This is a genomic window from Segatella copri (assembly GCF_003465495.1).
In the GTDB taxonomy this organism is placed as follows: Bacteria; Bacteroidota; Bacteroidia; order Bacteroidales; family Bacteroidaceae; genus Prevotella; species Prevotella copri_G.
On the sequence record NZ_QSAV01000015.1, the window covers coordinates 35,777 to 49,757 of the forward strand.

Below are 13,981 nucleotides of genomic sequence, written 5' to 3' on the forward strand. Positions count from 1 at the left end.
TGTTGTTTATAGCGTTAAACCGGATGCATCAGGAGTGCTGCGGGATGACGATTGAAATTCTGGTTCCCTTGCCCACTTCGCTCTGCATCATTTTCCTGCCCCCATGGGCCTTCACAATCATATCAACAAAACTCAAACCCAAGCCGATGCCCGGCTGCATCATATCCGGGTAAGCATTGCTGCGATAGAACTTCGTCCAGACTCTCTGCTGTTCATCGGACGAGATGCCGATGCCATTATCTGATACAGAAATCATGACTTCCCCCTTCACGGTATCTCGGCAGGCAACATGGATATTGACGATATCGCCGGAATACTTCACCGAGTTCTCCATCAGGTTGCTGACCACATTCAGAAGCTGGTCTCTATCTCCCATCATCAGGTCGGAAGTGCGCTGGTAATCGAGCGAAACATTCACCTCCTTCTGTCTGTTCTTTCGATACACAGCCACTAGATTCAGCAAGGCGGCATGGATATCGAAAGACGTTATCTGGAGCGGGATATGTTCCTCTGCCCTGATTACTTCCCGGAGTTTGGCGAGATAGGCGGTCAGGTTATCGCTTTCCTCTCTAACCGTCTCCATGATGAGAGCATTCTCATCCTTCTCATCTGTCTTTTGAGCAGAGAATACAGATACACACATCTTCAGCGTCTGCACGGGGCGTTTCAGCTCGTGAATCATCGTATGCACAAAGTCGCTTCGCATCTTATCCACCTTCTTCTGCAGGAGCATCACCTTGATGAGATAAGCTATGCTCAGGAGAAGCATGATGGTAACCAGCAGACTTCCTATCATCTGCCACATCATTCCCTTCAGGATGGGCAGCATCGGCACCTGCATCCTCATTTGCGTCGACTGATACTGGATAGGATTGAAAGGCACTTCTACCAGCATTTCGTGATGAAACAAGGTAGGAGGCTCTACGATTCTTGTCTGCCACAGACGATGCTTTCCCGTCTTCATCTCTGCCCCGATGAAATCATTGCCCAGTTTCCTACTGATGAAACGGTCAAAATGCGCCTTATCAAAACGGGTAAGCTGGTAAGTGATGTAAGTATTCAGGCAATCAAAAGAATTATTGGAATCCGTCTCACGCAAATCGAAAGTATCTCTCTTCTCCATCACATTACCGAATCCCGGCTTGCGATACACCACTCCACCAATGATTGTATCCGTATCCAGCGGAGAGCAAACCGTAGTACAGGGACTCTTGTAGTCTGAAAAATATGCCGTAACGACATAACCGATATGTGATTTTTCTTTTACCGCCGCTCCGATATTTGTCTGATAAGTGACTATTGCCTGTTCCGCCTTTTCGGCATTTTTCTTCCCCATCTCTCCCATCGAATAGGTCACGCTATTGTAGAGCCAATAGGTCTGCAAGCCTATCAGCAGGAAAGAGGAAAGGATGGCGAGCAGCCAGACTTGTTTGATTCTTCTATTCATATCATTTTTTCTTTTTTTCTGTGCAAAGGTACGAAGATTTCACTATATATAATAAGGTGAAGCAAGATTATTTTACCAGCGTAATATTTCAGTAATGATTATTTGCGATTTTGAGCCCGAAAAGCTGTTCCTTTGCAGATGAAAACAAAAACAAGGAAGAAAATGAAGAAAGAAACAGTTATATGTGCGATGCTAGCCACCGCCACCTGTGCAACATCACAAAACGGGAAATTCCCGACATCCGGAGTTTCCGCAGACTCAATACAGACGGAAAATGATTCGATCAAAGCTAACCAAGAAGCTGAGATCAAAGCTGATAAGGAGGCAGAGATTCAAGCCGTAACCGTAACAGGTCATCGCCCGATGTACAAAATGAGAAACGATGCCCTGGTTACCCGTGTCCGCAACACTCCTTTGGCAAAGGAGCCAACGCTGGAAGATGTATTGAAGCACATACCCGGCATGAAACAAACCGCAGATGGAAGCCTGGAGGTGAACGGACTGGGAGTCCCCACCATCTACCTCAACGACAAGAAGGCGACTTCAGCCGAACTCGCTCATCTCGATGTGAAGCTGATAGATGAAATAGAACTCATTACCACTCCTGGTGCAAAATATGATGCAACGACGGGAGCCGTACTGAGAATCCTGACGAGAAGAACAGACGAGGGTATATTCGGCAAGATGCAGGTGTATGATAAATTGAGCGAGGTGAATACCAACCACGAGGAATTGACCCTGGGTTGGGTAACGAAGAAGATTTCGCTCACAGGATTTTACGGCTACACAGACAACCGATACAATGTGCATCAGCCACAGGAAGCGCTCGTAAGAGCCAAAGATGGCGAATATCTCTTCGGAACCGACCGCCATGGCAAGAACAAGGCAAATTACAACGCTACGGAACTCAACTTCGACTGGTTAATCAGCAAGCAGCACGAAGTGGGAATACAATGGGAAGGGCTTTGGCTGAATAGCGGTAGAAGCGAGAAACAGCAGCAGTACTATCGCTATCCTAACCCAGCAGGAGAAGATACAAATAGAGAGATGAAGCTTTCTGATGCGGATGGCGAGATGAAGTATTTTGATGCGGAGAGCCAGCAATGGGGACACCAGCGCAGTCACCACTTCAACCTCTTCCATCTGGCTAAATGGTCGAAGCATCTCTCATCACAGATTTATCTGGACTATGCAAAGAACAAGGATTCTGACAGCCAGCCTATCACGGAGAAAGAAGGTAGCGAGATGCAGGAAACCCTCAACCGTTCCAATTCGCGCTACGATATCTATAGTGGAAGAATCGAAATCAAGCAACTCATCTCTGACAAACATTCCATCAACTATGGTGGCGAATGGAGCCTGATGGAAGGCAAGGGAAAAACCGAAAGTTCTGCCGATATGCTTGGAACTACGGAATACAAAAACCACGATACCAAGACGGCTGCTTACCTGCAATATCAGGGTGGAGTTGGCAAATGGACCTGGTGGGCAGGCATCCGATATGAGCATCTCACATCCCGATACACCAATCTGTCGGAGGAATCTCCCGACAATATGGAGCGTCATTACGACCAATGGTTTCCATCGTTCGGTATCTCTCTCAACGAACCATCGTGGCATCACTCGCTCAGCTTCCGAACTACCACCGCCCGACCTTCTTTCAGTCAGCTCAGTGGGAACATCTACTATATCTCGCGCTTTCAGTATCAGATCAGCAATCCGAAGCTGCAGCCTGTCAACACCTATCGTCTGACCTACTCCGTGCAGTGGAAAGATTTCATGGGAATGCTGAGATACACCCGTACCGACCACTCCATCATGTACATTCATGAAGTGCCGGAGGACAAGCCCGTGAGATACGTGAGTACATTCATGAACTTCAACAAGATGCAGAAATACATGGCCTATCTCAACTGGGGTCACGTCTTCGGCTGCTGGCGTCCGAATGTCAATGCAAGCATCACTTACCAGCGCTTCTCCGTAAATGATCATGGAGAGCTAATCAGTTACAACGGAGCAACTTGGAATGCATCGTTTGACAATTACTTCACGCTACCAAACGACTATCAGCTGTCACTCTCCTACAGTTTTGACAACGGAGGACAAGTGGGCAAAACGAAGTTCAGCCCCACTCAGAACTGGAGTCTTGGTGCCAACAAATCGTGGATGGACGGCAGATTACAGGTTGCCTTCAGTGCCAACGACCTCTTCCATCAGCAGCTCTTCAAGGAGCGAATCCACGAGCATGCCGTTGACTTCTCCCAGACTGAGGATTACAAGCTATGGAGCTACAAGTTGACCGTAACCTGGAAATTCAACAAGCGCAAGGGAAGATACAACGGCATGAACAGTGCGGAAGATGAATTGAACCGACTATAGCCGGACAAGACTCTCTTGTCTTAATGATCTTTATAATTTCAAGTATCCGGGTTATCCCACACCCAGCAGTTCTACTTCGAATATCAGGGTAGAACCGCCTGGGATGCCCGGCTGCGAGAACTTGCCGTAGCCCATTTCGGCTGGGATGTAAAGTTCCCACTGGTCGCCCACGTGCATCTGCTGCATGGCAACAATCCAGCCATCAATCAAGTCGCTCAACCGCATGGCGAATGGCGTGCCGCCACGGCTGGAATCAAACTTCTTGCCATTGATGGTCCAACCGGTATAATGAGCCGTCACGATGCTGCGTCGGCTAGGCTGTGCTCCCTTCGGGTCGCCCTGCTTCAACACCTTATAATATATACCACGAGGCAGCGCCATAACGCCCTCCTCCTTTGCCTTTTCCTCCAGCCAACGCTTGTTGGCCTCAACATATTCTCTTTTTGCCATAAATCTATTTGATACTTGATATACTATGATTTTTGCGCAAAGTTACAAAAATCTATCGTATCTGCAAAAGAAAAAGGAGAACTTTTTTTCTTTTATCAAAGAAAAGCAGTACCTTTGCACCCTAATCAACCAAAAATACGATATGCCACAATCACTACATATTGCAATTATTGGTGGGGGTGCCGCAGGATTCTTTGCGGCGATAGAGGCCAAGCGCAACTTCCCTCACGCCGACATCACTATATTCGAGAAGAATTCGAAGGTTCTCGCCAAGGTGGAAATCACGGGAGGAGGAAGATGCAATCTTACCAATTCCTTTGAGGAGATTTCCGACCTGAAACAGGCGTACCCTCGCGGACATAAACTGATGAAGCGACTCTTCAAGAGATTCGACTACCAGCATGCCTTCGACTGGTTTGAGGAGAACGGCGTGCCTCTGGTTACACAGGAAGACCAGTGTGTGTTTCCGCAAACGCAGGATTCACACAGCATCATTAACTGCCTGGTGAATACCGCCAAGCGACTGGGCGTGAAGATACAATGCAATCATCAGCTCACCGCCATCACCGAACTGGAGGATGAGCGCCTGCTCCTGGATTTCAAAATTTCAAAAGGAAAGGGAAATCTATCGGGTGCATCTTCTGTCTCTCATCCCGTTTCCGAAATCAGGCAGATTGCCTTCCACCGGGTAGCCATCACCACGGGCGGTCATCCGAAGATAGAGAACTTCAAGCATCTCTCTGATTTAGGACATGCGATAGAGCAGCCTATCCCATCGCTCTTCACCTTTAACATTGCCGACAAGGCTTTCAAAAATCTGATGGGCACGGTGGTAGAGCCTGTATATACCAGCATTCCGGGCACCAAGCTGAAGGCTGAGGGTCCGCTCCTCATCACCCATTGGGGCATGAGCGGTCCTGCCGTGCTGAAACTCTCATCCCATGCAGCCCGCCATCTGCACGAGAACAACTATCAGATCAAAATTTCCGTGAACTGGGTACACGAGAGCAACCGCTCGCTGGTGGAAGAGAACATCCAGGGCATCATCATCGCCAACCCGCAAAAGCAGCTAGCTAGCATCCGCCCTTACAATCTCCCATCCCGCTTCTGGCTCTTCCTGATTCAGAAAATGGGATATGCACCCGAAAAGAAATGGAGCGAAATGGGAAAGAAGGGTTGCAACCTGCTGATAGAAACCCTCACCAACGACCTCTATCAGGTAAACGGCAAGGGAGCCTTCAAGGAGGAGTTTGTTACCTGCGGCGGTATCAGCCTCAGCAACATCGACCTGCATACCCTGGAGAGCAAGGTATGCCCTCACCTCTTCTTTGCCGGCGAAGTGCTCGACATTGATGCCATCACCGGCGGCTTCAATCTGCAGGCAGCCTGGACCACGGGATATGTGGTGGGACAACATATCGGAGAATAGCCTATTCCTCTTTCGATACAAAGTCTTTCACGATGCGGGTGTATTCCTCGTGATGGTCGCGATATGCCATAGCATGAACGGAGCCTTTGGCGATGAAGATAGCTTTTCTGCCCTTCGTCTTTGCCTCGTAAAGGGGATGCAGCATGGCGTAGGGCACGAAGGCATCCTTATCGCCATGGATAAAGAGCATCGGTTTGGTGCTCTTGCGAACCTGCTCTATCTGCTGCGCCTCGGCAAACGACCAGCCGTAGCGATGCTGGCAAAGAGCTGAAGTGGTATTCATCAGCGGGAAGGCAGGCAAGCCAAACTGGTCTTTGAGCTGAGCGGAAAACTCATCCCACACGCTGGTATAGCCGCAATCCTCCACAAAGCACTTCACGTAATCGGGAGTCTTCTCTCCCGATACTGCCATCGTGGTTGCCGCACCCATCGAAATACCATGAATCACCTGACGGGTATTCATCACTCTTCGTTCTTCATTTTTCACTCTTTGTTCTTCACTCTTCACTTTAAAAATCTCATTGGCGATTTCCGACCATCTGATCACATCCCATCTATCCTTCCATCCCATCTGGATATGATCGCCCTCGCTCTCTCCATGTCCATACAGATCTGGCAGGAGCACATTATACCCCATATCGTGATTATAGAGATAGGCGATGTGCAGCATTCCCTCGGAGCGCACCTGATAGCCATGCACCACCACGGCAGTCTTTTCCGTAGTCTTCGGTGCATAGAGATAGATGGCATGTGCCTTGTAACCCGACGGCATCGTGACAAAGGTATCCTTCACGCAATGGTGCTGATACACAGAGTCCATCCAGCCAATCATCCAGGGGCACTCGTTCTTCATTCTGTTCTTCCAATGCTCAGCCGTCATTCTCTCCTCCTTCGGATAGTTGAGCGAATAATTGAGCATATAGTTGCTGGCACCATACAGTCCCAGCACCACAAGCACCACCAAGCCCAGAGCCGAAGCGATGCCTATCTTTCTTATCTTTTTCTGTTTCATCTTCATTCTTATTGCCATTACAAATATCTATTATAGAGTTTCCGCTGCAAAATTAAGGAAAAAGATGGAAATGGCAAAGAAACAGAGGAAAAATTCCTGTTAAATTGAAGCTATAATCTGCTCTTTTCTGCATTACCAGCACCCGTACCCTTATACTTGCTCTTGGTGGCATTGAAGTTATAAGTTACCGTCAGAGCAAAAGAACGAGAATTCATCTTGCACTTCTTGAACATAGACATACATGTAGCAAACGACTTCTGATTATCGTTCAGACCATGGAAGAGATTGTTTGCCTCCAACTGAATGCTAAGACTTTTCTTTAGGAACATCTTCTTGACAGAAAGATTCAAAGCACTGACACTACCCACTTCTGAGAAGCCAGAACTATGAGATGAAGATATGAAATAATCTACATTAGCCGACCAATCGTGACTCAAGGAAAACCAGTTGTTCAACCGGACAGAGAATTGAGGCTTGCGGAGATTACCATAATAACCATACTTCTCACCATTCACAAACTGTTGTTCAAAATCTAACTCCCACATCGGATGCCAGAAACCAAACACAGGAGTTGCCACTAAAGATAAGTCCATCACTTGTAAATAATCTATATTATAGGGCTTACTAAGCAGAATATCTGAGGTTGTATCATATAGCATTTCAAGAGTGGTTATGGCATGTTTGTTATAACCATAATTGGCAGAAAATCCTAACCAACCATACTGAACATCCCATCCTAAATTATATATATTGGTAGGAAGCAAGGAAGGATTGCCACCCTCGTAAATATAACGGTTGTCATATCTGGTAAAACCGGAAAGGACATCATAAGAAGGACGCTGAGTTTTCATCGATGCACTCCACTCCATCTGAAGTTTCCCCTTCTGATAACCAAGAGAGAATGTAGGGAACACATTATCGTATGTCCTACTCATCTCCCGTTCAGAGCAGTCATGACTTACATGCTCATATCTAGCTCCAGCCTGTAAGCCAATATGATTGCCTATAGCCAGATCAATATTGGCAAATGCAGCAAAGTTTTGCTCTTCTATCCTACTGTCAGAAGTGGCGATATACTCCTGTTCGTTCTGATAGAAATTATGAACATGACTATTGGTATATTCTGTTCCAACATTGAGATTTACTTTTTCAGAAAGAGGATAACCCAATTCCAACTTACCAGCCAACATGCGACGTTTGTTTCTTGTTATACTGTTCACATCACGTGAGCCAAGTTCCTCACTCATTTCTACGGCATCTTGAAAAGTCTTATCAGAAGACCAAAGAGCGGTAGCGTTCAGATTCACACTCATCTTGCCCAGTTTTCCCTCATAGTAGGCATCCGCCTCATGAACAGGACCTTGAATCGTACTACTTTCATCGTCATCATACTTCACTTTGCCTGCATGCTTCCCATCTTCCTTCACCTCATAGTCTGACTGCAGATTGAAATATTCATAGGTATTATTATAGACACTATAGAAGATACCCAATGAATTGTTATCATCTATCTGATAGTTCATTCCCCATTTTCCGTATGGATTATGGGAACGCAACGTTCCTGAATAGGGCATCGCCAAGTTTACCTGATGCTGATTACCCATAATAGTGGTCTCCGTAGTTTGAGAAAGATGACGATAGGTGTCATTCCATGCCAAGAGCGAGAAGATATCCAAGCCACCCATACGATAATTGAGATTTAAATTCTCTATCCAATTATTCTTTTCGGCGAAGGAATACTTGGAATAGAGACTGCCACTCAAACCCGTTCCCTGTTTTTTGATGGTATGTATGCGAATAACAGCCCCCACCTCGGCACTATATTGTGCACCAGGATTGGTAATGACATCCACACTTTTCACCTCCTTAGAAGAGAGATGCTGCAAATCCTTGGTATCGGTAACTTTTCTGCCATTGATATAAATCTCAGGAGTACCTTTTCCGAATACGCTACAACCTCCATCGGCGTTCACTCTTACACGAGGAATCTGTTTCAATAAGTCGGAAACCATACCTACATCGCTCAACAATGTACCCTGAACCTGGGTCTGGAATCCACCATGGGTCAACTTGGTACGAGGGCGAACCGCCTTTACTATCACCTTCTGCAGGTTCATCGTTGCCTCCTTCAGAGTAATTGAACCTATCTTACCAGTATTATATGTATTGCTTGTCGTAATATAGCCCACGCAACTTACTCTTACTATTACCTTTCTGGCTCCACAGGGAATCACGAACTGGCCGTTCTCATTCGTCACACCGCCATTAATCAATGAAGAGTCACGAACATTCAGCAGGGCTACATTGGCGAAATCTACAGGGCGTTTCTTTTTGTCTATGATACGGCCTATCATCTTGGTGGGAGTCTTCTGCGTACACTCCACAAAGATGTTTTCGCCATCTATCGTCATCTTCATCGGATAGAAGCCCATAATCTGGCGGATGGCATCCGGAGCAGTTCGCTTCACGATACTCGTTGTAACCGTGAAATCTTCCAGTTCATCATACATAAAGTTGATACGATAATCCTTGGTGCTCTTGGCAAGGATGGTGAGCGCTTCTGACATAGAAGTGTTGCGGAAGCTGCGGGTGATGCGTTGGGCATAGATGGTCTGAAGAGAAAGGCTCATCAAACCTGCCAGCAGCATGATATATCTTAATCTTTTCATCTTATTCCACGATTAAAGTTTGACCTTCATGACGAATATTCACTTTCTCGAAATGATTCATCAGTTCGATGATATCATCCAGACTCATGTTCTTCTCCAGTTGCAGGAAGAGACGGATATGGCGAGCCGACTCGTTCTGATAAGTTATCTGGAGATGAAAATGCTCGGCGATAGGAGTCAGGATATTCTGAAGTTCAGCGTTTTCGTAAACCAATGGAAACTGGGCAAGACTTGCAGAATCTGTTTTTTCTTCTAAGTTGGATTTCTGAGGAGCGGAAACCTGCTGGATAGAATCCTTTTGGGATGACACGAGTTCGGTATTGTTCTTATCTGATACCTGATGAGAACGGGTTACCAGATGAATGGCAGCAAAGGTGATGCCGGAGACGACAAGGACGGCTGCAACGGCAGCCACCTTTCTCATCGGGCTCCAGAGAGGAAACAACTTGGCGGTTTGCTGGGTTTCTGCATTCTGCCTCATCTCTTCTTTCTGCTGCTTTTCTTCTTTCAGCTTCATCTCATCTTTCAGTTTCTCCCATTCTGCATCAATCGAAGGCATCTTCATCTTTTCCTTCGACTTGGCGAAATCCAGAGACTGTCGGGTCTCTACCAACTGCTGATAGAGTTCGTTCACTTCCTCATCGCCCAGAAGTTCATCCTTCTGGGTTTCGGAATACTTTTCGGGATGCTCCAGGAAATCGAGGAGCATATCCCATTTCTGAGAATCCATCTTCTGAGGATTTATGTCAGATAATTCATGTTTCATTTTCTTTCCTTTCTTCATTTTAGGGTTATTGTTTTCCTTTCAACTTTTCTCTGAGCGTTCGCAAACCTTTTACGATATGCTTGTTCACTGCCGAGACGCTGATGCCCAGCTCCTCCGCCGTATCCTTATACGACATTCCTTCCCGATAGCACAATCGGATGACGGAAGCCGTCTGGTCGGTCAGGTTATGGTCGATGCAATCCACAGCAGCCTGCCATCGCTCTTCCAGACGAGAAGGTTCCTCCTCCGTCAATTTCTCTTCCGAGAGAGGGAGAAGCCGTTTCAGTCGTTCATCTCTCTTCTTTCTGGCTATAAGATTGATGCAGGCATTCTTCACGCTCCGCATCAGGTAAGCCCGGTCTGGAACCAGCTGTTTATCCCACAATCTGGAGAACACATCACTCACCACATCCCTCGCCTCCTCATTATCATGGAGCAAGGCAAAGGCGAAGCGATACATCTGCTCGTAATGGTCGTGGAATAGCCGTTCCATCCGCTGTTCATTTTCTTCTGTCATCACGTCATTTTCTTCTTGTTTCTACTCTTATATACAAGCTTTCCTGAAATCAATTACCCCTAAATTGAAGAAATCTTCTATTTTTTTCGAAAAACCTATGCAAAGGTAATAAAAAACACCATAAAACCAAGTAATTTGAACTATTATTGCAAGAAAACCCTGCAAAAACTTGGAACATAAAAAATAAAATCGTATATTTGTGGCAAAAATGGAAAAATAATGAAAACGACAAACGATTATATTACCATACTTCGCAAATACCTAAGCACCAAAGCTGATGCTTATGGTATTACAAAGATTGGAATCTTTGGATCTGTGGCTAGAAACGAACAGACCGAAGACAGCGATGTTGATGTTTGTGTGGAAATGAAAAAGCCAGACTTATTTACAATGGTTCACATCAAGGAAGAACTGCAAGAGCTCTTTGGTAAGCCTGTAGATATTGTCCGACTTCGCAATAACATGAATCCGATGCTTTTGAAGCAAATTAAAAGAGATGGAATCTATGCATGACGAAGAACTAATCATCACAATTTTGACATAGATGAATCTATTGTCTTAGATATAGTCAAAAACAAACTCCCTGGAATGTTAGAAACAATCAATAAGATGATAGAAGAATTATAAAAAACTTCGGTCAAGCAAAGAACAAGCCAACATGTTTTGCCTTCGCTTGACCGATTGTCATATATTCATTGTTTTAAGAGAGTTTCTTTCTAACAAAAACTACAAGCGGCTCTTTTCTTCATTACCAGCACCCGTACCCTTATACTTACTGCGCTTGGCATTGAAATTATACGTAACCTGCAAAGAGATGCTACGAGTATAGTTGTAGCAGTCTTTCATGGTACCCGAACCCTGTCCGTACATCGTCCAACGTTCCTTTGTAGTCTTGAAGATGTCATTTGCAGAAAGATAAATGATCCATGTGCGATTGGCAAACGACTTGTCGAACCGCAGATCGACGCTGTAATTACTCTTCATCATAAGAAATCCATCTGCATTGGGGGTTGCTGCATTCAGGCTGATAGCCGCGTTCATGGTTTCTGAAAGAGCGAAATTATTGTCGAGCAAGCACAACAGCAAAGGTCTGCTTAATGCCTTGCTGGCACCATACTTCCCGGTATCGAAGAACTGCTGTTTATAATAGAATCCCCACCTAGGACGAAAGATGCCAAGCTTTGGCGAAACATTGACAGAAGCATAAAGCAGCTGCTTATGGTCGAAATTCAACGACGTACTATAAGCAAATTCCTTTCCAGGATAGATATACTTGGTCCACTCTATCACATCCATCAGATATTTATACCCTGTGGAAACATTCAGCCACTTATATGTCATCATTGCCTCAACATTGAACACCTTCTCCGGTTGCAAGGTAGGATTTCCGCCTTCATAAAGGAAACGGTTGTCAAACTGCATAAAGTTGCCTAACTGTCGATAACTTGGACGATTTATTTTCTCGTTGACATTCAACTGCCAATTCCAGTTACCTTTGTTCCATGATATGCTGAGGTTAGGAAAGAAGTTGCTGTATCTTCTGCTCACATCATCCTGCTTGACTCCACCAGAGAAATAGTCGCGAATGATATTCTCGTAACGCACACCAAGATCAATGGTCCACTTGCTGAGGGACAGTCCATATTGTGCAAAGCCAGCAACATTTCTTTCATGGATATCCGTCTCTGTAGATGGCACCAACTGCTCTTCATTCAGGAACGTTCCATGAGAGTCGGTCTTCGACAGCTCTGTTCCTAAAGAAACATTTCCTTTCCACAGAGGAATATTCACAACCAACTTGCCTGCCCACATATCGCTATTCTGACGATTGCTTGAGTGTATCTCCTGATTGCCCAACTCCTTGCTACTTTCAATACTCTCGTCATTACGTCTATTATTGACAGTATAGTATGTGCCATTGAAATCGATGCCTACCTGTCCTATCTTTCCCACATAATAGATTTCTGCCTCATGTGAACTAAGGTGAGGCTTTGCAACCTCATTCTGCTCAATGCTACCCTGTGCCACACCATTCAGAAATACATCCTGTTGGCTAGCACTATTCGTCCTGCCATTCAACATGCCATAGTATCGATAAGAGCCACCGATAGAGTTGCTGTCGTTGAGCGAACAGTCGGCTGAGAGATATTCCGACAAGAAGCGGTTGTTGGTATCCAAATTAAAATGCTGGTCGTTGTGATAATGTTTGTCGGGCAAATTGATATCGGTGTTCAGATGATTATCCTCACCAACATGATAGTCCCTCGTCCATAAGCTATTGGCTATCTCGAATTTCCTGGTCTGATACCGGGCGTTGATAAGCTCGTAATCAGATATCCATTTGTTGTATTTACCCAAAGCATCCGCGCGTAAACTGAACCCATTGGCACGGCGCTCTTTGGTACGGATACGAATTACCGACTCCACCTCGGCATCATATTCTGAACCTGGACTTGTAATCACGGAAATCGACTTGATATTGTCGGGAGTGATGTTTACAATCTCATTATTGTCATTCACTCGCTTGTTGTTGATATAGACAATCGGTGTGCCTTTTCCAAACACGGATATCTTTTGTCCATCAACAGAGACACGTGGCAACAGGTTCAGGACATCAAAAGTGTTTGCCATCTTAGAAAGCAAGGTATGCTCTACGGCAACCTCCACTCCTCCAGGCGACATTTTATACTGAGGTCTTTCACCCTTCACTACAACTCCCTTGATTATCATCGTTTCAGGCTGCAATTTGATGATTCCCATTTCCGGATTGCTGTATATACGGCTGATTGTCTTATAACCAACGTATGTGATGCGGGCTAACACCTTCCGGGAATTACAAGGAATGACAAAACTTCCATTCTCATTACTCACACCATGTCCTACGATTGTGGAATCAATGGGCGACAACAAGGTTATATTTGCATATTCGGCAGCATTGCCACTCTCATCTACAATACGTCCCTTATAACGAAGTGTTGTCTTCTGCGTACACTCCACCATGATATTATCCTCCACCTGCGTCATCCTGATGGGATAGAATCCAATCAGCTGCATGATGGCATCGGGAACGCTTTGGTTCCTGATGCTCTTGGTTACCCTGAAATCCTCCAGTTCATCATACACGAAGTTGATGGTGTACTTATGCTGGCGGGCGTTCAAATCCTTCAACGCCGCAGAGAACGACACATTATTATATTGTCGGGTGATGCGCTGGGCATAAGACTGCTGAACCAAAAGCAACAGGAAGAGAAGAAGAAGCTCTCTGATAAGCTTGCCGTTAACGGGCATTGGTTTCCAAAAATCTCTCATAAA

10 protein-coding genes are annotated in these 13,981 nt (G+C 45.5%); 3 read left to right on the forward strand and 7 right to left on the reverse strand.

What is annotated here, in order from left to right; all coding sequences use genetic code 11:
- Window positions 1-28 precede the first annotated feature (28 nt).
- On the reverse strand, window positions 29-1,447 hold the full coding sequence (locus DWV53_RS06090) for a sensor histidine kinase (RefSeq protein WP_118152374.1): 1,419 nt from the start codon (window positions 1,445-1,447) through the stop codon (window positions 29-31).
- 162 nt (window positions 1,448-1,609) lie between these two features.
- Here DWV53_RS06090 and DWV53_RS06095 point away from each other — a divergent pair, with 162 nt between their 5' ends.
- Window positions 1,610-3,826 carry an outer membrane beta-barrel protein gene (locus DWV53_RS06095; RefSeq protein ID WP_181992428.1) on the forward strand — a complete coding sequence of 739 codons (2,217 nt, stop codon included), beginning with the start codon at window positions 1,610-1,612 and terminating at the stop codon, window positions 3,824-3,826.
- Between the two features lie 51 nt (window positions 3,827-3,877).
- Here DWV53_RS06095 and DWV53_RS06100 read toward each other — a convergent pair whose 3' ends face one another.
- The gene (locus DWV53_RS06100) at window positions 3,878-4,276 is read right to left on the reverse strand and encodes an FKBP-type peptidyl-prolyl cis-trans isomerase (RefSeq protein WP_022121977.1); all 399 of its coding nucleotides are present in this window, start codon (window positions 4,274-4,276) and stop codon (window positions 3,878-3,880) included.
- 142 nt (window positions 4,277-4,418) lie between these two features.
- On the opposite strand from DWV53_RS06100, the gene DWV53_RS06105 reads away from it, so the two are divergent.
- A complete protein-coding gene (locus DWV53_RS06105; RefSeq protein WP_118152378.1) occupies window positions 4,419-5,705 on the forward strand; it encodes an NAD(P)/FAD-dependent oxidoreductase in 1,287 nt (428 codons plus the stop codon).
- Window position 5,706: 1 nt separating this feature from the next.
- On the opposite strand, the gene DWV53_RS06110 is transcribed toward DWV53_RS06105, so the two are convergent.
- From DWV53_RS06110 to DWV53_RS06125, 4 genes are all read right to left on the reverse strand, one after another.
- On the reverse strand, window positions 5,707-6,717 hold the full coding sequence (locus DWV53_RS06110; RefSeq protein ID WP_259318921.1) for an alpha/beta hydrolase: 1,011 nt from the start codon (window positions 6,715-6,717) through the stop codon (window positions 5,707-5,709).
- A gap of 110 nt (window positions 6,718-6,827) precedes the next feature.
- A complete protein-coding gene (locus DWV53_RS06115; RefSeq protein WP_118152382.1) occupies window positions 6,828-9,386 on the reverse strand; it encodes an outer membrane beta-barrel protein in 2,559 nt (852 codons plus the stop codon).
- A gap of 1 nt (window position 9,387) precedes the next feature.
- Window positions 9,388-10,152, reverse strand: coding sequence for a DUF4974 domain-containing protein (locus DWV53_RS06120; protein WP_181992429.1), 765 nt, complete (start codon window positions 10,150-10,152; stop codon window positions 9,388-9,390).
- 25 nt (window positions 10,153-10,177) lie between these two features.
- Window positions 10,178-10,669, reverse strand: coding sequence for an RNA polymerase sigma factor (locus DWV53_RS06125; protein WP_254887767.1), 492 nt, complete (start codon window positions 10,667-10,669; stop codon window positions 10,178-10,180).
- 219 nt (window positions 10,670-10,888) lie between these two features.
- Between DWV53_RS06125 and DWV53_RS06130 the strand changes: the two genes are divergently transcribed.
- Window positions 10,889-11,182 carry a nucleotidyltransferase family protein gene (locus DWV53_RS06130; protein ID WP_089544535.1) on the forward strand — a complete coding sequence of 98 codons (294 nt, stop codon included), beginning with the start codon at window positions 10,889-10,891 and terminating at the stop codon, window positions 11,180-11,182.
- A gap of 213 nt (window positions 11,183-11,395) precedes the next feature.
- On the opposite strand, the gene DWV53_RS06135 is transcribed toward DWV53_RS06130, so the two are convergent.
- Window positions 11,396-13,978 carry a TonB-dependent receptor domain-containing protein gene (locus DWV53_RS06135; protein WP_259318922.1) on the reverse strand — a complete coding sequence of 861 codons (2,583 nt, stop codon included), beginning with the start codon at window positions 13,976-13,978 and terminating at the stop codon, window positions 11,396-11,398.
- Between the last annotated feature and the right edge of the window lie 3 nt (window positions 13,979-13,981).

What these genes read in the sequence shown, in the direction of transcription:
- DWV53_RS06135 (WP_259318922.1), bottom strand. Translation starts at nt 13,978, where the DNA reads ATGAGAGATTTTTGGAAACCAATGCCCGTTAACGGCAAGCTTATCAGA.
- DWV53_RS06105 (WP_118152378.1), top strand. Translation starts at nt 4,419, where the DNA reads ATGCCACAATCACTACATATTGCAATTATTGGTGGGGGTGCCGCAGGA.
- DWV53_RS06090 (WP_118152374.1), bottom strand. Translation starts at nt 1,447, where the DNA reads ATGAATAGAAGAATCAAACAAGTCTGGCTGCTCGCCATCCTTTCCTCT.
- DWV53_RS06115 (WP_118152382.1), bottom strand. Translation starts at nt 9,386, where the DNA reads ATGAAAAGATTAAGATATATCATGCTGCTGGCAGGTTTGATGAGCCTT.
- DWV53_RS06095 (WP_181992428.1), top strand. Translation starts at nt 1,610, where the DNA reads ATGAAGAAAGAAACAGTTATATGTGCGATGCTAGCCACCGCCACCTGT.
- DWV53_RS06130 (WP_089544535.1), top strand. Translation starts at nt 10,889, where the DNA reads ATGAAAACGACAAACGATTATATTACCATACTTCGCAAATACCTAAGC.
- DWV53_RS06120 (WP_181992429.1), bottom strand. Translation starts at nt 10,152, where the DNA reads ATGAAACATGAATTATCTGACATAAATCCTCAGAAGATGGATTCTCAG.
- DWV53_RS06125 (WP_254887767.1), bottom strand. Translation starts at nt 10,669, where the DNA reads ATGACAGAAGAAAATGAACAGCGGATGGAACGGCTATTCCACGACCAT.
- DWV53_RS06110 (WP_259318921.1), bottom strand. Translation starts at nt 6,717, where the DNA reads ATGAAACAGAAAAAGATAAGAAAGATAGGCATCGCTTCGGCTCTGGGC.
- DWV53_RS06100 (WP_022121977.1), bottom strand. Translation starts at nt 4,276, where the DNA reads ATGGCAAAAAGAGAATATGTTGAGGCCAACAAGCGTTGGCTGGAGGAA.